18 protein-coding genes and 1 tRNA gene are annotated in these 18,971 nt (G+C 45.4%); 18 read left to right on the top strand and 1 reads right to left on the bottom strand.

The features are described 5' to 3' along the window. Positions 1–48 precede the first annotated feature (48 nt). The 11 genes from thrS to DCO16_RS06480 all read left to right on the top strand — a co-directional run bounded on the left by thrS (position 49) and on the right by DCO16_RS06480 (position 8,580). A complete protein-coding gene (thrS, locus tag DCO16_RS06530; protein WP_173942902.1) occupies positions 49–1,971 on the top strand; it encodes a threonine--tRNA ligase in 1,923 nt (640 codons plus the stop codon). A gap of 33 nt (positions 1,972–2,004) precedes the next feature. Beyond that, entirely contained in the window at positions 2,005–2,538 is a 534-nt protein-coding gene (gene infC, locus DCO16_RS06525) for a translation initiation factor IF-3 (RefSeq protein WP_415836193.1), read from the top strand. A gap of 150 nt (positions 2,539–2,688) precedes the next feature. Then, positions 2,689–2,886 carry a 50S ribosomal protein L35 gene (rpmI, locus tag DCO16_RS06520; protein ID WP_173942901.1) on the top strand — a complete coding sequence of 66 codons (198 nt, stop codon included), beginning with the start codon at positions 2,689–2,691 and terminating at the stop codon, positions 2,884–2,886. A 25-nt stretch (positions 2,887–2,911) separates the two neighbouring features. Then, positions 2,912–3,277, top strand: a complete 366-nt coding sequence (rplT, locus tag DCO16_RS06515) for a 50S ribosomal protein L20 (RefSeq protein ID WP_173942900.1) — start codon at positions 2,912–2,914, stop codon at positions 3,275–3,277. 29 nt (positions 3,278–3,306) lie between these two features. Continuing rightward, positions 3,307–4,353 carry a phenylalanine--tRNA ligase subunit alpha gene (gene pheS / locus DCO16_RS06510; protein ID WP_173942899.1) on the top strand — a complete coding sequence of 349 codons (1,047 nt, stop codon included), beginning with the start codon at positions 3,307–3,309 and terminating at the stop codon, positions 4,351–4,353. A gap of 19 nt (positions 4,354–4,372) precedes the next feature. Then, positions 4,373–6,832, top strand: coding sequence for a phenylalanine--tRNA ligase subunit beta (pheT, locus tag DCO16_RS06505; protein ID WP_173942898.1), 2,460 nt, complete (start codon positions 4,373–4,375; stop codon positions 6,830–6,832). Between the two features lie 84 nt (positions 6,833–6,916). Continuing rightward, positions 6,917–7,240 carry an integration host factor subunit alpha gene (locus tag DCO16_RS06500; RefSeq protein ID WP_173942897.1) on the top strand — a complete coding sequence of 108 codons (324 nt, stop codon included), beginning with the start codon at positions 6,917–6,919 and terminating at the stop codon, positions 7,238–7,240. Then, a complete protein-coding gene (locus tag DCO16_RS06495) occupies positions 7,218–7,568 on the top strand; it encodes a MerR family transcriptional regulator (protein WP_173942896.1) in 351 nt (116 codons plus the stop codon). The genes DCO16_RS06500 and DCO16_RS06495 overlap by 23 nt, the downstream gene beginning before the upstream one ends. Before the next feature lie 25 nt (positions 7,569–7,593). Beyond that, a tRNA-Pro gene (locus DCO16_RS06490) sits at positions 7,594–7,670 on the top strand. A gap of 20 nt (positions 7,671–7,690) precedes the next feature. After that, positions 7,691–8,104: a PaaI family thioesterase gene (locus tag DCO16_RS06485; protein ID WP_254598005.1), complete on the top strand. Its 414-nt coding sequence runs from the start codon at positions 7,691–7,693 to the stop codon at positions 8,102–8,104. 191 nt (positions 8,105–8,295) lie between these two features. Continuing rightward, complete coding sequence (locus DCO16_RS06480; protein ID WP_173942895.1) at positions 8,296–8,580, top strand: H-NS histone family protein; 285 nt, start codon at positions 8,296–8,298, stop codon at positions 8,578–8,580. A gap of 79 nt (positions 8,581–8,659) precedes the next feature. Here the strand turns inward: DCO16_RS06480 and DCO16_RS06475 are convergent, their stop codons facing one another. Further along, entirely contained in the window at positions 8,660–9,361 is a 702-nt protein-coding gene (locus DCO16_RS06475; protein WP_173942894.1) for a helix-turn-helix domain-containing protein, read from the bottom strand. Positions 9,362–9,605: 244 nt separating this feature from the next. Between DCO16_RS06475 and DCO16_RS06470 the strand changes: the two genes are divergently transcribed. Genes DCO16_RS06470 through DCO16_RS06440 form a run of 7 tightly spaced genes read left to right on the top strand, consistent with a single transcriptional unit; the run spans position 9,606 to position 18,942 of the window. Continuing rightward, positions 9,606–12,464 carry a 2-oxoglutarate dehydrogenase E1 component gene (locus DCO16_RS06470; protein ID WP_173942893.1) on the top strand — a complete coding sequence of 953 codons (2,859 nt, stop codon included), beginning with the start codon at positions 9,606–9,608 and terminating at the stop codon, positions 12,462–12,464. A gap of 42 nt (positions 12,465–12,506) precedes the next feature. Then, entirely contained in the window at positions 12,507–13,706 is a 1,200-nt protein-coding gene (odhB, locus tag DCO16_RS06465) for a 2-oxoglutarate dehydrogenase complex dihydrolipoyllysine-residue succinyltransferase (RefSeq protein WP_173942892.1), read from the top strand. A gap of 11 nt (positions 13,707–13,717) precedes the next feature. Then, positions 13,718–15,154 carry a dihydrolipoyl dehydrogenase gene (lpdA, locus tag DCO16_RS06460; protein WP_173943798.1) on the top strand — a complete coding sequence of 479 codons (1,437 nt, stop codon included), beginning with the start codon at positions 13,718–13,720 and terminating at the stop codon, positions 15,152–15,154. Beyond that, positions 15,155–16,258, top strand: a complete 1,104-nt coding sequence (zapE, locus tag DCO16_RS06455; protein ID WP_173942891.1) for a cell division protein ZapE — start codon at positions 15,155–15,157, stop codon at positions 16,256–16,258. A gap of 9 nt (positions 16,259–16,267) precedes the next feature. After that, positions 16,268–17,116 carry a 3',5'-nucleoside bisphosphate phosphatase gene (locus DCO16_RS06450; RefSeq protein WP_173942890.1) on the top strand — a complete coding sequence of 283 codons (849 nt, stop codon included), beginning with the start codon at positions 16,268–16,270 and terminating at the stop codon, positions 17,114–17,116. A gap of 46 nt (positions 17,117–17,162) precedes the next feature. Beyond that, a complete protein-coding gene (locus DCO16_RS06445; protein WP_173942889.1) occupies positions 17,163–18,365 on the top strand; it encodes a tryptophan--tRNA ligase in 1,203 nt (400 codons plus the stop codon). After that, positions 18,337–18,942 (top strand): class I SAM-dependent methyltransferase, encoded by a 606-nt coding sequence (locus tag DCO16_RS06440; RefSeq protein ID WP_254598004.1) that lies wholly within the window; start codon positions 18,337–18,339, stop codon positions 18,940–18,942. The genes DCO16_RS06445 and DCO16_RS06440 overlap by 29 nt, the downstream gene beginning before the upstream one ends. Positions 18,943–18,971 lie beyond the last annotated feature (29 nt).

Below are 18,971 nucleotides of genomic sequence, written 5' to 3'. Positions count from 1 at the left end.
GAAATGCTACCGCGCTTTCTTTTGGTTAGTAAATAAGATGGAGTTGTCATGCTTGTAGTTACTCTGCCAGATGGATCTAAACGTGAGTTTGATGCTCCCGTTCGCATCATGGATGTCGCCCAAAATATTGGTAGCGGTCTTGCTAAGGCTGCCTTAGGCGGCATCATAGACGGCAAGATAGTCGATGCCAGTTATGTGATCGATAAAGATAGTCAACTATCCATCATTACTGATAAAAGCCCCGAAGCATTAGAGATAGTGCGTCACTCCACTGCGCATCTACTTGCATATGCTGTTAAAGAGCTATTTCCAGAAGCCCAAGTCACCATTGGCCCTGTGATTGAAAACGGTTTTTATTATGACTTTTCTTTCCATCGGCCATTCACGCCTGACGATTTGGTTGCGCTAGAAAAGAAAATGACTGAGCTGGCTAAAAAAGATGAGCCAGTCATTCGAACAGTAATGCCACGGGATGCAGCAGTGCAGTATTTTAAAGATCAAGGCGAGCATTACAAAGCTGAAATCATTGCCAGCATTCCTCAGGGTGAGGATGTTTCGCTTTATGCAGAGGGAAAGTTCACCGATTTGTGTCGTGGTCCTCATGTCCCATCCACCGGTAAGCTCAAAGTATTTAAGTTGCTGAGTGTTGCTGGCGCTTATTGGCGGGGCGATAGTAAGAACGAGATGCTGCAGCGGATTTATGGAACTGCCTGGCTCAGAAAAGAAGACCAGGATGCCCATTTGCATATGTTGGAAGAGGCAGAGAAGCGCGATCATCGTCGCCTAGGTAAGTTCCTGGATTTATTTCATTTTCAGCCTGAAGCACCTGGCTTAATATTTTGGCATCCCAAAGGCTGGTCGATCTGGCAAGAGGTAGAGCAATACATGCGTCGCGTGTATCAGCAAGAGGGCTATCAAGAAGTGAAGGCTCCCCAGATTCTGGATCGCGGTCTCTGGGAAAAATCAGGCCACTGGGATAACTATAAAGAAAACATGTTTACAACGGAGTCAGAGAATCGCGCTTATGCCTTAAAGCCGATGAATTGCCCAGGACACGTTCAAATATTTAACTCTGGTTTACACAGCTATCGTGAGTTACCGTTGCGTTACGGTGAATTTGGTCAGTGCCACCGCAATGAGCCCTCAGGCTCCTTGCACGGACTAATGCGGGTGCGTGGTTTTACGCAAGATGATGGCCATATTTTCTGTACTGAAGATCAAATTCAGTCTGAAGTAGCTGCTTTTGATAAAGCAGTTCGTGCCGTGTATCAGGATTTCGGCTTTACTGAAGTAGCTGTGAAATTAGCCTTGCGCCCAGCTAAGCGGGTTGGTGATGATGCGATTTGGGATAAAGCGGAGGCAGCTTTACGTGGTGCTTTAACTGCATCTGGACAAGAGTGGGAAGAATTACCAGGCGAGGGGGCTTTTTATGGCCCCAAGATTGAATATCACCTTAAAGACTCCATTGGACGTACTTGGCAGTGCGGCACCATTCAGGTGGATTTCTCCATGCCAGCCCGTCTAGGTGCGGAATATGTCACCGAAGAGAACACTCGCAAGACCCCTGTGATGTTACACAGAGCCATTGTGGGCTCTTTAGAGCGATTTATTGGTATTTTGATTGAAAATCATGCGGGCAATATGCCAGTTTGGCTGGCTCCGACCCAGGCTGTAGTCCTGAATATCTCCGGTAATTCTGCTGCGTACGCACAGAAAGTCCAGCAATTGCTGAAAAAACAAGGGTTTAGGGTTGAATCTGATTTGCGGAATGAGAAAATTACGTATAAAATACGCGAGCATGCATTACAGAAGATCCCTTTTTTGCTCGTAGTGGGCGACAAAGAGGCTGAAAGTAATACTGTGGCCGTTCGTGCCCGTGGCGGAGTAGATTTAGGTGTAATGCCTATTGATGCCTTCGTTGCCCGACTCCAACAGGATATTTCTCAGAAAGTCGGACCCGAGCCTAGCTAGGGGTGGAATGGTTTTGATTGTTTTTTTAAAGGAATTAAGAAGATCGCTACTGATAAATCGCAGCGCATAAATCGGGAGATTACTGCTCCTGAAGTGCGTCTGGTTGGACTGGATGGAGAACCCATCGGTGTAGTTAGTTTGAGTGAAGCCTTGGCATTAGCAGAAGAGAAAGAAACCGATTTGGTTGAAATTGCTCCCACTGCTGTGCCACCTGTGGTCCGGATTATGGACTTCGGTAAATTCAAGTACCAAGAAGCCAAACGTTTGCATGAGGCAAAGCTCAAGCAAAAAGTGATTCAGGTCAAGGAAGTGAAATTCCGTCCCGGCACAGATGATGGTGATTATGGTGTGAAGCTACGCAATCTAATCCGCTTTTTGGAAGATGGCGATAAGACAAAGATTACGCTACGGTTTCGGGGTCGTGAGATGGCCCATCAAGAAATCGGAGTCAGGATGTTGGAGCGCTTGAAGGCAGACTTATTAGAGTTTGGTCAAGTGGAGCAGTTTCCAAAGATGGAAGGTCGTCAAATGGTGATGGTGTTAACGCCCATTCGTAAGGCCAAGTAAGCCATAAGTTAGCAGCAGATTCTTTTGAATGTGTTGCTGGTTTAAGTAGCGAGGAGTCGCAAGACTCTGGCAATAAGAAGTGCTTCTGGGTACAGGAAGCGTAACCGTCGGTTACCACCTATGTCGCACATGTAGAAGAAGGGGTGCTTTATGCCCAAGATGAAGAGCAAGAGTAGCGCTAAAAAGCGCTTCACGGTTCGCGCAGGCGGAACGATCAAACGAGGCCAGGCTTTCAAACGCCATATCCTCACCAAAAAGACTACCAAGAGCAAGCGTCAATTGCGTGGTACTACCGAAGTTGCGAAGGCAGATGTTAAGTCTATTCGCTCAATGCTTCCATACGCTTAACCTCAGACTAAATTAGGAGAATTAAATGCCAAGAGTCAAACGTGGGGTTACAGCAAGAGCCCGCCATAAGAAAATCACCGATGCTGCTACAGGCTATCGTGGACGTCGTAAAAACGTATTTCGTGTTGCTAAGCAAGCAGTTATGCGTGCTGGTCAATATGCATACCGTGACCGTCGTAACAAAAAACGGGTATTCCGTGCCTTATGGATTGCCCGTATCAATGCGGCAGTGCGTGAGCATGACATGACCTATAGCGTATTCATGAATGGTATGAAGAAAGCCGCGATCGAGCTTGACCGCAAAGTGCTTTCTGATATGGCCATTGCTGACAAGCCAGCTTTTGCTGCCTTGGTTACTCGGATTAAATCCGTAGTAAGCGCTGCAGCTTAATTCTTAGTTCATTTAAAAACTAAGCTGCAATGGTTTCTCTCGACCACATTGTCGAGGATGCTAAACGTGATTTCCTCGGAGCTGCCGATGCGGCAGCTCTAGAGGACGCGAAAGCCAAGTATCTCGGTAAATCAGGTGTTCTGACTGAGCGTCTCAAGGCGCTGGGTGGTATGTCGCCTGAAGAGCGTAAGAGTGCTGGCGCTCAAATTAATATTATTAAAACTGCAGTAGAAAATGCCCTGTCTGAAAGACGACAAGCTTTAGCTGATTTGGTCTTATTGCAACGACTGGCAGCAGAGTCTATTGACGTTTCATTGCCTGGCCGCGGCCAATCCGTAGGTAGTCTGCATCCTGTGATGAGAACTTGGGAGCGTGTGGAAGAGATCTTTCACTCGATTGGTTTTGATGTAGCTGATGGCCCTGAAATTGAAACCGATTGGTTTAATTTCACAGCTCTTAATAGCCCCGAAAATCATCCTGCACGCTCGATGCAAGATACGTTTTATATCGATGGTAAAGATACTGACGGAAAGCCTTTGTTGTTGCGCACCCATACCAGTCCAATACAGGTGCGTTACGCTAGTGAACACGTTAAGAAATATGCTAACGCCGATGTTATGCCGCCAATCAAAGTGATTGCACCAGGTAGAACGTATCGTGTGGATAGTGATGCCACTCACTCACCAATGTTTCATCAGGTGGAAGGTCTATGGATTGCAGAGAGTGTTTCCTTTGCTGACCTCAAAGGGGTGTATACCGATTTCTTAAGAACTTTTTTTGAAACAAATGAACTACAGGTTCGTTTCCGCCCATCGTATTTTCCATTTACCGAGCCCTCAGCAGAAATCGATATGGCATTTGCTAGTGGCAAGCTCGCTGGCCGTTGGTTAGAGATTTCTGGAGCGGGGCAGGTTCACCCAAATGTACTGCGTAATATGGGCATTGATCCTGAGCGCTATACCGGATTTGCTTTCGGGTCGGGCTTAGAGCGTTTAACTATGTTGCGTTATGGTATCGATGACCTACGCCTTTTCTTTGAAAATGATCTGCGTTTCTTAGCGCAGTTTCCGGCTTAAGTAAAAAGAAAACAACGCTATGCAATTTTCTGAATCTTGGCTTCGTCAATACGTCAATCCTGATCTAGATAGTCAGGCCTTAGGTCATGCCATGACTATGGCGGGTCTTGAAGTGGAAGAGCAACATGCTGTTGCGCCACCATTTACTAAAATTGTTGTTGCTCACATTCTGTCTGCTGAACTGCATCCTGACGCTGATCGTCTGCGTGTTTGTAAAGTAGATGTAGGTACTGGTCAAGAATTGCAAATTGTCTGTGGCGCTCCAAATGCGCGTGCTGGCATCAAGATCCCTTGTGCCTTAATGGGCGCTGAACTGCCTTCTGCAGAAGTAGGTGGTAAGCCATTTTTAATTAAAGTAGGCAAGCTCCGTGGCGTTGAAAGCCAAGGTATGTTGTGCTCAGGTCGTGAGCTAGGCCTGGGTGATGATCATGAAGGTATTTTGGAATTACCTTCAGATGCCCCAGTAGGTCAAGATATTCGCGAGTATTTAGATCTGGATGATCAGATCTTTGTCATTAAGTTGACGCCAAATAAGGCGGATTGCTTATCGATTATGGGTATGGCACGTGAAGTGTCAGCCATCACGGGTGCTACCTTGTGCGCGCCTCACTGGACTAAGGTGAGCGTATCCATTCAGGATAAGCTACCAGTGACTGTTGAGCATCAAGATCTATGTGGTCGTTTTGCGGGTCGTGTGATTCGTGGTGTGAATCCAAAAGCCCAAACCCCGGATTGGATTATTCAGCGTCTTTGCCATGCTGGCCAAAGAAGCATTTCTCCTTTAGTCGATCTCTCTAACTACGTCATGTTAGAAATGGGGCAGCCCACCCATGTGTTTGATATTGATAAATTAAGCGGTGCATTATCAGTACGCTGGGCTAGGCCTGGCGAAAGTCTTGAGTTGCTCAATGGTCAAACTGTGACCCTTGTCGGCTCTGATTCTTCTGGCAAGATGCAGGATGCCGGTGTAGTGGCTGATCAAACAGGTCCAGTAGCCCTTGCTGGAATTATGGGCGGGAATCACTGCGCCGTCACTGATGACACCACCAATATTTATGTTGAAGCAGCTTATTGGCAACCCTCGGCAATTCAGGGTCGTGCTCGTCGCTTTAATTTCAGCACGGATGCTGCCCATCGCTTTGAGCGTGGGGTTGATCCACAAAATACCGTGCCTTGCCTTGAGTACCTGACTTCTTTAATTATTGAAGTTTGTGGTGGCCAGGCTGGTCCAGTCGATGATCAGGTGCTTGCAGTGCCGGAGCGTAAGCCTGTCACGATGCGCTTAGCGCGCGCCACAAAAGTCATCGGTATTCCGCTGACAGTGGAAATTGTTGCAGATGTATTTAAACGCCTTGGTTTTGAGTTTAAACAGACGGCTCAGGATGTATTTATCGTGACACCTCCTAGCTATCGTTTTGATATTGATATTGAAGAAGATTTAATTGAAGAAGTCGCCCGTATGTACGGCTTTGAAAATATTCCCGATGTGCCCCCAGTAGCTTCTTTGAAGATGAGCGCTAGGGCAGAAGCAAAGCGGGGTATACATTTATTGCGCCAACGATGCGCTCTCCAGGGCTATCAAGAGGCGGTAAATTTTGGCTTTATTGATTTAGAAAGCGAGCAAGGGCTTGCTGGTGCAGCTGAAAAAGACCTTATTAAAGTGCTGAACCCGATTGCAAGTCAATATGGCGTGATGCGGAGCAATCTCTGGGGCGGCTTATTGAACAACCTAAAGGCCAATTTAAATCGTGGCGCTGGGCGTGTACGTTTATTTGAAACCGGTCGTGTGTTTAACCGTAACAGCAGTGTTGAGGAGATCGCTGGCCGTGTTGCTGGTTTTGATCAGCCACAGAAAATTGGGGGCTTGGCTTATGGATCCTTCGTGCCAGAGCAGTGGGCAAGTGCTAATAGGCCAGTGGATTTTTTTGACGTGAAGGGTGATTTAGCACGGGTCCTGGATCCATTGCAATTTACAACTGAGTCAGCTAACCATCCAGCACTGCATCCTGGTCGCAGCGCTCAGATATATCTCATCAGTCCTCAAGGCAAAGTTGTCATTGGATCGGTTGGTGAATTGCATCCAGCCCTTCAACAAATTTATGAATTGCCACAAGCACCAGTTTTATTTGAATTAGATTTAGAGGCCATTCAGAAACTCAGTATTCCGCAGCCTGAGGAACTGAGTAAGTTTCCTGCAGTGCAGCGAGATTTAGCAGTGGTGGTAAAGCAGGCGGTCTCAGCACAGTCTTTGATGGATGCTATGGCAGCCAGCAAACAAGCCTTCGTAAAGGGAATCGAGCTATTTGATGAATTTAAGCCAAAGGCTGGCTCTAATAGTATGGCCGATGATGAAAAGAGTCTGGCTTTCCGTGTTACCTTATTAAATACCCATGAAACATTGCAAGACCCTCAAATTGAGGCGGTGATGACAGCTTTGCTTTCAGCACTTGAAAAAAAATGCGCAGCTCGCTTGCGCTAGGTTTAATATAAGTAAACTTTTAAAAATTAGATGTATTGAGTCTTGCATTATTAGAGATCAAAATAGTAAAAAGAGAATGCCATCATGACTGAATTTGCCACCAACGATACCGTCACTAAAAATGAGTTATCAGAAGCTTTGTTTGATCAGGTGGGCCTCAATAAGCGTGAAGCAAAAGACATGATTGATGCTTTTTTTGACCGAATTGGCCAGTCTCTAGAAGCGGGTATTGAAGTCAAGATTTCTGGTTTTGGTAATTTCCAATTGCGCAATAAATCGGCTCGGCCAGGTAGGAATCCTAAAACAGGTCAAATGATCCCGATTGCAGCACGCCGTGTGGTCACTTTTCACGCTAGCCAGAAACTTAAGGACGTAGTTGAGTCGCATGCTCGACAAAACAGTATTTGATACAGGGTCGGTGCTGCTGAGTTCGCAGCTGCCGCCTATACCTGCGAAGCGCTACTTTACTATTGGTGAAGTTTCCGATCTTTGCGGGGTGCGTTCCCATGTTTTAAGGTATTGGGAGCAAGAGTTCGCTCAATTAAGTCCTCAGAAGCGCCGTGGCAACCGTCGCTATTATCAGCATCACGAGGTTGTTCTTATTCGTAAAATTAGGGCGCTTTTATACGAAGAGGGCTTTACCATTAGTGGCGCTCGTAATCGTTTGGATGAGGCTCGCGGTGAGTTGCGCCTTCGGGATGAGCTCCACGCTGTTTTGCAAATTCTAGCCAAATAGTTACTGCTACAATTTCTTCTCTCGTCGGGGCGTAGCGCAGCCTGGTAGCGTACATGCATGGGGTGCATGTGGTCGGAGGTTCAAATCCTCTCGCCCCGACCATTCTTTCAATTTAAAAATCCATGTCCCTGTCTATGACGCCAAATCAATCTGCCATCTCCTATTTCGGGCTGAATATCCCCTTCTTATCCCATCTAGGTGTTGTTCCTGAATATGCACAAGATGGTAAATCTCGGATCAGCTTAGAAATCAAACCGGAATTTGAAAATAGCTTTCAGATTGCTCATGGCGGTATCTTAATGACATTATTGGATTTTGCGATGGGTGCTGCAGCTCGCAGCACAACAAATCAGATTCTAGGAGCTATGACTGTTGATATGAATGTCAGCTTCCTGCGCCCAAGTATTGGGAAAATAGCGGTGGAGGGGAGCGTGCTGAAGTCTGGAAAAACCATTTATTACTGTGAAGCGGTGGCCCTAAATGAGGCTGGAGAAATAACTGCTAAATCCAGCGGTACTTTTATGCTTAGAAGATAATCATTATATATACTTGATAGATATAGTATTTATAATGATTTTGTGATTAATGCTATTCGTTTGAAATGCCCATAGATCATTAAGGTCTATATTTAATATATTACTTTTTTTAGAAACAGTAATATATAATAAGAATTAATAAATAACTTGTTTAGTTATTTTGTGACATTCATATCCGGAGAATATAGAATATGCCTTCATATAAAGACCTTTTAGCCCAGCGCGAGCAGCTTGATAAACAGATTAAAGAAGCTATCGCCCATGAAAAAGCCGATGGTATTGCTAAGGCAAAGCTGATTATTGAGCAATACAGTCTATCTGCATCTGATTTATTTAGTCGTAAATCAGGCGCTCGTAGTGCTAGTGGTAAGGTTGCTCCAAAGTATCGTAATCCTGCTAGTGGTGAGACCTGGACGGGTCGAGGTAAGGCTCCTAAGTGGATCGATGGTAGAGATCGCGCGAGCTTTTTAATTTAAAGTATTGATTTAAATAAGTTTTTTATTTAGGGCTGATTATTCTTAAATGATCAGCCTTATTTTTTAGCGCTCCAGTCTTTTAGCTACATTTTCTATTTAGCGCCTGAATAAAGATGGGCTCTAACAGCTCATATCTATTTTTATCCACCAAATAACCCTCTAATTCTGGATTGGTTGCGGGATAAGCAATAAGTGATGGGTTTTTGTCAATTAAGCCATTATCTAGCTCTGTCTGAAGGATTTCAGTGTATTGCGGTATTACGCCAATCGTATTTTCATCTGCTAACCCCATCACCCCAGGGTGTAGTTTGATAAATCCTTCGTCTACTAGGATTGGAATGCGCTGAGTATCGCTATTGTTGCTGAGGTAATGAATCAAATGTACCTGTTCAACAGGGGGAATCAAGGCATCTAAAAATATCAAATCAGGGCTTATAGAGACTGATTTCATGAGGCCCTCAAGGCTATCTACTGAAACCTCCATGTCCACTTTAAGCTGCCAACCTTGAATGGATTCTATTAATTCATAGCTATTTTCAATTCTTCGGAAAATCCCCATAGCGATGCAATTTTGTGTGGTTTTCTGGCGCATAGCCCTTTTACGGCGAGCTAGCTGCTGATCCAGTGAGCTTGCAAGGATGCGCCGATGGCCTCCACGGGTCTTCCAAGCTATTAATTCCCCCAATTCAACCATTTTTTGGACTGTACCTAGGGAGACCTGCAAGACCTTTGCGCTTTGCCTAGTACTTAAATATTCCATTTCCGGAGTAATTGCTTTCATATATACGTAATTTCCTTAATCTTATTAATTCATTTGAAGATTTAGAGAATACGAACCAATGCTATTTGAATCTGTCAGGAGACCCTTAAACCTGAGTAGGAAAATTCTTATTCAATGATTAATCGTGTTAAATTAGTGTTGTAGTGAAATATTTGCATAGATCAATTCGTAAAGCGGTTTAGCTGCGGGGCGAATGGTTTTAACCACAGTTTTGATTCGGGATACCCGATGAAAGGTGAGCATCATGATGCAGGATCAGAGAGATACCTCTTATCTCTTCGGCGGTAACGCCCCTTACGTAGAAGAGCTCTACGAATCTTATTTGCACGATCCAGCTTCAGTATCGGATCATTGGCGAGACTATTTTGATAACGTAAAGCAGGTTCCTGCAGCCGATGGGTCATCTCGATCTGATGTAGCTCATGGGCCGATTGTGGCTTCCTTTGCTGAGCGTGCAAAACAAGGCCCTATCAGAACTGTTTCTGCGGATTCAGCAGATTCAGATATGGGCTTCAAGCGTGTTGCTGTTCAACAGTTGATTGCGGCGTATCGTAACGTTGGCAATCGTTGGGCTGATATTGACCCCTTGAAACGCACTGAACGCCCTGATATTCCAGAGCTGGACCCTGCTTTTTATGGTTTTACAGATGGCGATATGGATATCGTCTTCAATACGAGCAATACTTTCTTCGGTAAGAATCAGATGACCTTGCGGGATTTACTGCAAGCTTTGCGTGAAACGTATTGCGGTACTTTAGGTGCTGAGTATATGTATATTGCCGACCAAAAGATTAAAAAATGGTGGCAAGAAAAATTAGAATCTGTTCGATCCACTCCTCATTTTAGCGCTGATCAGAAGCGCGAAATTTTAGACCGCGTCACCGCGGCTGAAGGTTTAGAGCGTTATCTTCAAGCGAAATATGTCGGTCAAAAACGATTTTCTTTGGAGGGTGGTGAAAGTTTCATTGCCTGTATGGATGAATTAATTCGTGAGTCTTCCGCCAAAGGAGTGCAAGAGATTGTGCTAGGAATGGCCCATCGCGGTCGCCTCAATGTCCTTATTAATACTTTAGGGAAAATGCCAACGGACTTGTTTGCTGAGTTTGAGCATAAGGGCCCTGAAACATTGCCAGCCGGTGACGTGAAGTATCACCAAGGCTTTTCAAGTGATATTTCCACACCATCAGGTCCCGTACATTTATCACTAGCATTTAATCCCTCACATTTAGAGATTGTTAACCCAGTAGTGGAGGGTTCTGCACGTGCTCGTATGGAGCGTCGTGGTGATTTACTCGGAGAAAAGGTGTTGCCAGTATTGGTACATGGTGATGCGGCGATAGCAGGTCAAGGCGTCATGCAAGAGACCTTGATGATGGCTGAGGTGCGTGGGTATTCTACTGGCGGCACTATTCATATAGTCATTAACAATCAAATTGGTTTCACAACATCGGATCCACGTGATTTACGTTCAAGCTTGTATTGCACGGACATTATGAAAGTCATTGATGCGCCTGTACTGCATGTGAATGGCGATGATCCTGAGGCGGTAGTGCTAGCTACAAAATTAGCAGTCGAGTTCCGTTCGCAGTTTCATAAAGATGTTGCGATTGATATTGTTTGTTTCAGAAAGCTAGGTCACAACGAGCAAGATACGCCAGCGATGACCCAGCCATTGATGTACAAAATTATTGCAGCCCATCCAGGAACGCGTAAGCTCTATGCGGATAAGTTAGAGGCCCAAGGTGTTCTACCAGTGGGTACTGGCGATTTGATGGTGAAGGAATATCGCGCTGCAATGGATGCTGGTAAGCAAACTTCAGATCCCGTGTTGAGTAACTTTAAAGGTAAGTTTGCAGTAGATTGGTCGCCATTTCTGAATAAGAAATGGACTGATGAAGCCGATACTGCCATTCCCTTAACGGAGTGGAGACGTTTAGCAGAGCGAGTCACTTCCGTGCGGGAAGGTTTTAAAGTTCACCCGTTGGTTGAAAAAGTATTAAATGATCGTTCTGCCATGGGTCGTGGTGAGATTAATGTCGACTGGGGTATGGGCGAGCATATGGCGTTTGCTTCTTTAGTGGCGAGCGGTTATCCGGTTCGCTTATCTGGTGAAGATAGTGGTCGCGGTACCTTTACGCATCGACATGCTGTTTTCCATAATCAGAATCGCGAGAAGTGGGATGCTGGCATTTATATTCCACTACGCCATATTGCAAAAGATCAAGCGCCATTTGTAGTGATTGATTCCATTCTTTCTGAGGAGGCTGTACTTGGTTTTGAGTATGGCTACGCTGCTGCAGAACCAAATACGCTCACCATCTGGGAAGCTCAGTTTGGCGACTTTGCTAACGGTGCTCAAGTCGTGATTGACCAATTTATCGCTTCTGGTGAAGTCAAATGGGGTCGCGCCAATGGCTTGGTCATGATGTTGCCCCATGGCTACGAGGGTCAAGGCCCTGAACACTCATCTGCTCGATTGGAGCGATTTATGCAACTATGCGCAGATACCAATATGCAGGTGATTCAGCCGACTACTGCATCGCAAATCTTCCATGTACTGCGACGTCAGATGATTCGTCAGTTCCGCAAGCCTCTGATTTTGATGACTCCAAAATCTTTACTGCGCAATAAAGAAGCTGCCTCTCCACTAAGTGAGTTCACCAAAGGGGGCTTTCATACTATCCTTGGCGAACGAGATGAGACTATTGATGCCAAGAAGGTAACTCGTTTAATTATCTGTTCCGGTAAGGTCTACTACGACTTAGTGAAAGCGCGTACTGAGAAAAAACAAGATGAAGTTGCCATTATTCGCTTGGAGCAACTCTATCCATTTCCACATAAAGCATTGGCTGCTGAGTTGAAGAAGTTCTCTAATGTAGCGGAAGTTATATGGTGTCAAGATGAGCCGCAGAATCAAGGCGCTTGGTTCTTTGTTCAGCACAATATTTTAGAAAATATGTCTGAAGGTATGAAGCTGGCATATGCAGGTCGACCAGCATCTGCTTCACCTGCTTGTGGTTATGCCCACCTTCATCAAGAACAACAGAAGTCACTCCTCACATCAGCTTTTGCAAAACTTAAGGGCTATGTCATTACGAAGTAATCGTAGACATCTCTCAAACATACATACTCAATAGGATTAATCATGGCTATTTTTGAAGTTAAAGTTCCCCAACTCTCCGAGTCAGTGGCCGAAGCTACTTTATTGCAATGGAAAAAGAAAGTGGGCGATGCCATCGGTCAAGATGAAATTTTGATTGAAATTGAAACCGATAAGGTGGTCTTAGAAGTCCCAGCCCCTTCTGCTGGTGTGTTAACTGAGATTATTATTGCCGATGGTGGCACGGTGCTCGCAGAGCAATTGATTGCTAAGATTGATAGTACGGCTGTCGCCACAAATGTTCCAGTAGTCGCAGCTACTTCTGCCCCTGTGGCAGCTGCAGTAAAAGCTGCGCCTGCTGCAAAGTCAGTTGGTATTGCAGCCGCACCATCTGCTGCAAAATTAATGGCAGAAAATAATTTAAGTGCTACTCAAGTATCTGGCTCAGGTCGTGATGGTCGCATTACTAAAGGTGATGTGATAGGTGCGGTATCTGGTGCTACAAAATCTGCGCCTCTTCCAAGCGCGCCGGTGCCCATGGGTAATCGCCCAGAGGAGCGTGTGCCAATGAGTCGTTTGCGTGCCCGTATTGCTGAGCGTTTGCTTGAGTCCCAAGCCAATAATGCGATCTTGACTACCTTTAATGAAGTTAATATGGCACCAGTGATTGCGATGCGCAATAAGTACAAAGATCAGTTTGAGAAAGTGCATGGCGTCAAGTTAGGCTTCATGTCCTTCTTTGTTAAAGCGGCTACGCATGCTTTAAAAAAATTCCCATTACTGAATGCTTCTGTTGATGGTAATGATATTGTTTACCATGGCTACTTTGATATTGGTATTGCTGTGAGCTCGCCCCGCGGATTAGTGGTTCCGATCTTGCGCGATGTTGATCAAATGAATTTAGCGGATATCGAGAAAAAAATTGCGGAGTATGGTGCAAAAGCGCGTGATGGCAAGTTATCTATTGAAGAGTTAACTGGCGGCACATTCTCTATCTCAAATGGTGGTGTATTTGGTTCGATGCTATCTACGCCGATTATCAATCCTCCACAGTCTGCTATTTTGGGTATACATGCGACTAAAGAGCGTGCAGTAGTCGAGAATGGTCAGATTGTGATTCGTCCGATTAATTATTTGGCGTTGTCTTATGACCATCGCATTATTGATGGTCGTGAGGCAGTGCTCGGTTTGGTTGCCATGAAGGATGCGTTAGAGGATCCTTCACGTCTCCTGCTAGATTTATAAGCGAGACGATGATGAGTCAGTCATTTGATGTATTGGTTATTGGTGGTGGCCCCGGTGGCTATATTGCGGCTATTCGTGCTGCTCAACTAGGCTTCAAGGTTGCTTGTGCAGAATCGAATGCCTATGATGATCCAAAAGGTGAGCCACGCCTAGGAGGCACTTGCTTGAACGTAGGTTGCATTCCTTCAAAGGCTTTACTAGCCTCATCTGAAGAGTTTGAAAAAGCAAGTCATCACCTTGCAGATCATGGGATTACAGTAGGCTCTGTCAAGCTGGATTCCAATAAGATGCTTGCTCGAAAAGATGCCATCGTGACCAAGATGACTTCAGGCATTCAATTTCTATTTCGCAAAAATAAGATTACCTTGCTAAAGGGTCATGCTTCATTTGAAGGGAAGAGCGCTGAAGGCTACCAAATCAAAATTGATGGCAAAGATAAGGAAATTGTTACAGCGAAGAATGTCATTATTGCTACAGGATCTAAAGCGCGCCATTTGCCCAATATCCCAGTAGATAACGTGCTTATTAGCGATAACGTCGGTGGTCTAAAATTTGATTCTATTCCAAAGAAATTAGGCGTGATCGGTGCTGGCGTTATTGGTTTAGAGCTCGGTTCAGTTTGGCGTCGGGTTGGATCTGAGGTGACTATTTTGGAAGGTCTTCCGACCTTCTTGGGCGCCGTTGATGAAGGCCTTGCAAAAGAAGCGCATAAGCTCTTTACTAAGCAAGGGCTTGATATTCAGATGGGTGTCAAGATTGGCGAAGTAAAGGCTGATAAAAAAGGTGTTGTTGTGAACTACACCGATAGTGCTGGTAAAGCCCAAAAATTAGCTTGTGATCGCTTAATTGTTTCCGTAGGCCGCGTTCCAAACACCGATAAGTTGGGTTTAGATAAGATTGGCCTAAAAGTTGATGAGCGCGGTTTTATTCCTGTGGATGACCATACCTGCGCAACAGCTGCACCGGGTGTTTATGCTGTTGGTGATGTAGTACGCGGCCCAATGTTAGCGCATAAAGCTGAGGATGAGGGCGTATTGGTTGCAGAGATTATTGCAGGTCAAAAACCGCACATTGATTACAACTGCATTCCATGGGTTATCTACACTGATCCTGAAATTGCGTGGGTTGGCAAAACAGAGCAACAGCTCATAGGGGCTGGCATTGCCTATAAAGCAGGTCAGTTTCCATTTGCTGCTAATGGTCGTGCTTTAGGCATGGGTCGGTCAGAGGGTTTCGTGAAAATATTGGCTGATGCTAAGACTGATGAAATTCTAGGCGTGCATATTATTGGACCTAATGCTTCTGATTTAATTGCTGAAGCCGCTGTTGCTATGGAGTTTAAGGCGGCTGCTGAAGATATTGCCCGCATCTGCCATCCGCACCCCAGCTTATCGGAAGTGATGCGTGAAGCAGCATTAGCAACGGACTCACGTGCATTAAATATGTAATTGAAAGCACTTGATTATTACCATCAAGAGCTAAAGGCGCGCGGGTATCGCAGCGATCCCGCGCAGCTTGCTGCTATTGAGCGCTTGCAAGAGTGTGAAGATGAGTGGACGGCTTATAAAGAAATCCGTAGCAATGATTTAAAAAGAAAATTCTTTAAACCGAAGTTACCCCGTGGTGTTTATCTGTGGGGTGGTGTGGGCAGAGGCAAGTCCTTTCTCATGGATTGCTTTTATGCTGCTTCCCCCTTAGAAAAAAAGATTCGCATTCATTTTCATGAGTTTATGCGCGAGGTTCATCGCGAACTCCATGAATTGTCTGGTATGGCTGATCCGCTAGATGAGCTTTCTAAAAGAATTGCCATGCGTTATCGCTTAATTTGTTTTGATGAGTTTCATATTAATGACATTGCTGATGCCATGATTTTGTATCGCCTTTTAAGTGCTTTATTTAAAGATCGCGTGCAATTCATCATGACCTCGAATTATCAGCCTAGCCAGTTGTATCCCAATGGCTTGCATCGAGATCGCTTATTGCCAGCGATCCAGCTTCTAGAAGAGCAGTTAGATATCTTGAATGTTGATGCTGGTAGTGACTATCGCCGCGTGCAGATGGCGCAGGTTCAGGCCTATTTAACCCCATTAGATGCTGCAGCACACATGGGGCTCAGTCAAATTTTTCAATCCCTCATTGGTAATAAAAAAGAGACTGTACGCCCTGTTTTGCGGATCGAATCGCGCGAGCTCAGACCGCTACATATGGCAGAAGGAGTGGTCTGGTTTGATTTTGAGACCCTTTGTTGCGGCCCACGGTCTCAAAATGACTATTTAGAGATTGCCAAACTATTTCATACGGTCATTTTGTCTGGAGTGCCCTATATGCCCCCTAGAATGACCAATGAGGCACGCCGTTTTATCTGGTTAATCGACGTTTTATATGACCACAAAATCAAGCTCATCATCTCTGCAGAGCTCCCGGCGACCGATTTATACACCGAAGGCCAGATTACTAGTGAGTTTTCTAGGACTGTTTCCCGCTTAATCGAGATGCAATCCCGTGATTACCTAGATGCACCGCGCCGGGTAATTGATACTAGCTTGACCTAAAATAGGGTCATGATGCGTAATTCCAATATAAATGCTGATTTGCATTGCCATTCTGTTGTCTCAGATGGCACTTTATCTCCTGAGGCCTTGGCAGAGCGCGCCCATGCTAATGGGGTGCATCTGTGGGCTCTCACTGACCATGATGAATTAGGTGGCCAAGTTAGGGCACGCGCTGCTGCTATTGCTCTTGGTATGGATTATCTATCCGGTGTTGAAATTTCTGTGACATGGATGGATCAAACTATTCACATTGTTGGCTTGGGTATTGATGCTGCGCACATCGGTATTTTGGAGGGTCTGCGCCGCACACGCGATGGTCGCTACAATCGCGCTAAGTTGATGGCAGAGCAATTATTAAAAGCGGGTATACCAGGCGCCTACGAAGGTGCGCTGAGTTTTGCTGGTAACCATGATTTGATTTCTCGTACCCACTTTGCACGGTTTTTAGTGGATCAAGGAGTATGCGCAGATACAAACCAAGTTTTTAAAAATTACCTCGTGCAGGATAAGCCAGGCTATGTTCCGCATCTTTGGGCAAGTTTAGATGATGCTGTTGCCTGGATTAAAGCGGCCGGTGGTGTTGCCGTGATCGCGCACCCTGGCCGCTATAAATTAAATGCCATGCAGATGGACGAGCTCTATAAGCACTTTAAAGATATTGGTGGGCTAGCTATTGAAGTTATTACCGGTAGTCATAGTCCAAGCCAATATCAAACTTATGGCAAGATCGCTGAGCACTATGGATTTTTAGCTTCTCGGGGATCTGACTTTCATGATCCCGATGAGAGTTACATTGACCTGGGTACTTTGCCTCACCTGCCAGATCATTTAACACCAGTCTGGTCACTCTTTCATTAGACCGATACTTTTAATCCATTTTCATTACTAAAGAATAAAGATAAAGATGTTTGCAGAACGTGTTCTCTCTGGCATGCGACCAACCGGTAGCTTGCACCTTGGTCACTATCACGGTGTTTTAAAGAATTGGGTGCGCTTACAGTCTGAGTATCCTTGCTTCTTTTTTGTCGCGGACTGGCATGCCCTGACCACTCACTATGAGACGCCTGATGTCATCGAGCAATCTGTGTGGGAGATGGTGATTGATTGGTTGGCCTGTGGTGTTGATCCGAATCAAGCGACTTTATTTATTCAGAGTAAGGTCCCTGAGCATGCAGAGCTATTCTTGCTCTTGTCGATGGGTACGCCATTGGGTTGGTTAGAGCGGGTGCCAACCTATAAAGATCAAATAGAAAAGCTCAAAGAAAAAGATTTGCAAACCTATGGATTCTTGGGCTATCCATTGTTACAAGCAGCAGATATTTTGATATATCGCGCGCAGTTCGTTCCAGTAGGTGAGGACCAAGTGCCGCATGTGGAGTTGACACGTGAAGTAGCGCGCCGCTTTAATCACCTCTATGGGCGGGAACCTGGATTTGAAGAGAAAGCGCTCGAGGCGGTTAAAAAATTAGGCAGTAAGCGTGCCAAGATGTATGCCGAGTTACGTGTGGCTTATCAGGAGCGGGGTGATGATGAGGCATTAGAGCAGGCGCAAGCATTACTGCATGAAGCTCAAAGTCTTTCGATGGCGGATCGTGAGAGATTATTTGGTTTCTTAGAAGGTGCTCGTAAAATCATTCTGCCTGAACCACAGGCTTTACTGACCACTGCTTCACGCATGCCTGGTATTGATGGTCAAAAAATGTCTAAATCTTATGGCAATACGATTAGCATTCGCGAGAAGCCTGAAGATGTGACACGCTCCATACGCACAATGCCTACGGATCCTGCGCGTGTCCGCAGAACAGATCCGGGCGACCCAGCGCGTTGTCCGGTGTGGCAGTTACATGCTGTCTACTCGAATGAAGTTACTAAAACTTGGGTACAAAAAGAATGTCAGTCTGCAGGTATTGGTTGCTTGGAGTGCAAGCAACCGGTTATCGATGCTATTTTATTGGAGCAGCAGCCTATGTTCGAGCGCGCCCAGAAGTATTTAGATGACCCTAGTTTATTGCGTTCCATCATCGCAGATGGCGGTGATCAGGCTCGCAAGGTAGCGCAAGAAACCATGCGTGAGGTCCGTGAGTCTATGGGCCTGGCTTACGACTAAACGAGTAGATCCTTTGCCCCAATTGCATGACACCATCACAGATGCCTCTTCTTGGGTAAAGCACTTTGCCTCTTCCATTCCCGTGGGAGGACTAGTTTTGGATCTCGCTTGTGGATCTGGTCGGCACTCAGTTTTGTTGGCATCCTTGGGTTATTCAGTACTAGCGGTGGATCAGGATATCGGTGCTGTACAGGCTTTGCATAATCCCAGGATTCAAGCTCAGCAATTTGACTTGGAGAGCGACCAGTGGCCCTTGTCGGATGAGAAATTTTCTGCAATTGTGGTGACCAATTATCTTTATCGACCCTTTTTAGATCAGCTGCCCTGGATGCTGCTTGATGGGGGCATTTTGATTTATGAAACCTTTGCTCACGGTAACGCCCAATTTGGCAAACCTTCAAACCCAAATTTCCTATTAAATTCAGGGGAATTACTTACTTTAGCTGCTAAATCTTGCCTAAAAGTGATTGCCTATGAGGATATTTACCTGGATCACCCTAAACCAGCTATGGTTCAGCGGATTTGTGCCGTAAAAGGGCATTTAAATGGGTGCATTCCGTTACAATTTAATGAGTAATCCCTAATAAAATTCAAACAAATTTAGAT

It is taken from the genome of Polynucleobacter antarcticus (assembly GCF_013307245.1).
In the GTDB taxonomy this organism is placed as follows: domain Bacteria; phylum Pseudomonadota; class Gammaproteobacteria; order Burkholderiales; family Burkholderiaceae; genus Polynucleobacter; species Polynucleobacter antarcticus.
The sequence above is the reverse complement of the archived record's forward strand: the minus strand, read 5'-3'. Positions and strand labels throughout refer to the sequence as shown.

Excerpts from the sequence above, each read along its gene's own strand:
- pheT (WP_173942898.1), top strand. The coding sequence starts at position 4,373 with ATGCAATTTTCTGAATCTTGGCTTCGTCAATACGTCAATCCTGATCTA.
- lpdA (WP_173943798.1), top strand. The coding sequence starts at position 13,718 with ATGAGTCAGTCATTTGATGTATTGGTTATTGGTGGTGGCCCCGGTGGC.
- DCO16_RS06470 (WP_173942893.1), top strand. The coding sequence starts at position 9,606 with ATGATGCAGGATCAGAGAGATACCTCTTATCTCTTCGGCGGTAACGCC.
- DCO16_RS06445 (WP_173942889.1), top strand. The coding sequence starts at position 17,163 with ATGTTTGCAGAACGTGTTCTCTCTGGCATGCGACCAACCGGTAGCTTG.
- DCO16_RS06495 (WP_173942896.1), top strand. The coding sequence starts at position 7,218 with ATGCTCGACAAAACAGTATTTGATACAGGGTCGGTGCTGCTGAGTTCG.
- rplT (WP_173942900.1), top strand. The coding sequence starts at position 2,912 with ATGCCAAGAGTCAAACGTGGGGTTACAGCAAGAGCCCGCCATAAGAAA.
- thrS (WP_173942902.1), top strand. The coding sequence starts at position 49 with ATGCTTGTAGTTACTCTGCCAGATGGATCTAAACGTGAGTTTGATGCT.
- DCO16_RS06450 (WP_173942890.1), top strand. The coding sequence starts at position 16,268 with ATGATGCGTAATTCCAATATAAATGCTGATTTGCATTGCCATTCTGTT.
- rpmI (WP_173942901.1), top strand. The coding sequence starts at position 2,689 with ATGCCCAAGATGAAGAGCAAGAGTAGCGCTAAAAAGCGCTTCACGGTT.
- odhB (WP_173942892.1), top strand. The coding sequence starts at position 12,507 with ATGGCTATTTTTGAAGTTAAAGTTCCCCAACTCTCCGAGTCAGTGGCC.
- DCO16_RS06500 (WP_173942897.1), top strand. The coding sequence starts at position 6,917 with ATGACTGAATTTGCCACCAACGATACCGTCACTAAAAATGAGTTATCA.
- DCO16_RS06480 (WP_173942895.1), top strand. The coding sequence starts at position 8,296 with ATGCCTTCATATAAAGACCTTTTAGCCCAGCGCGAGCAGCTTGATAAA.
- DCO16_RS06485 (WP_254598005.1), top strand. The coding sequence starts at position 7,691 with ATGTCCCTGTCTATGACGCCAAATCAATCTGCCATCTCCTATTTCGGG.
- DCO16_RS06475 (WP_173942894.1), bottom strand. The coding sequence starts at position 9,361 with ATGAAAGCAATTACTCCGGAAATGGAATATTTAAGTACTAGGCAAAGC.
- pheS (WP_173942899.1), top strand. The coding sequence starts at position 3,307 with ATGGTTTCTCTCGACCACATTGTCGAGGATGCTAAACGTGATTTCCTC.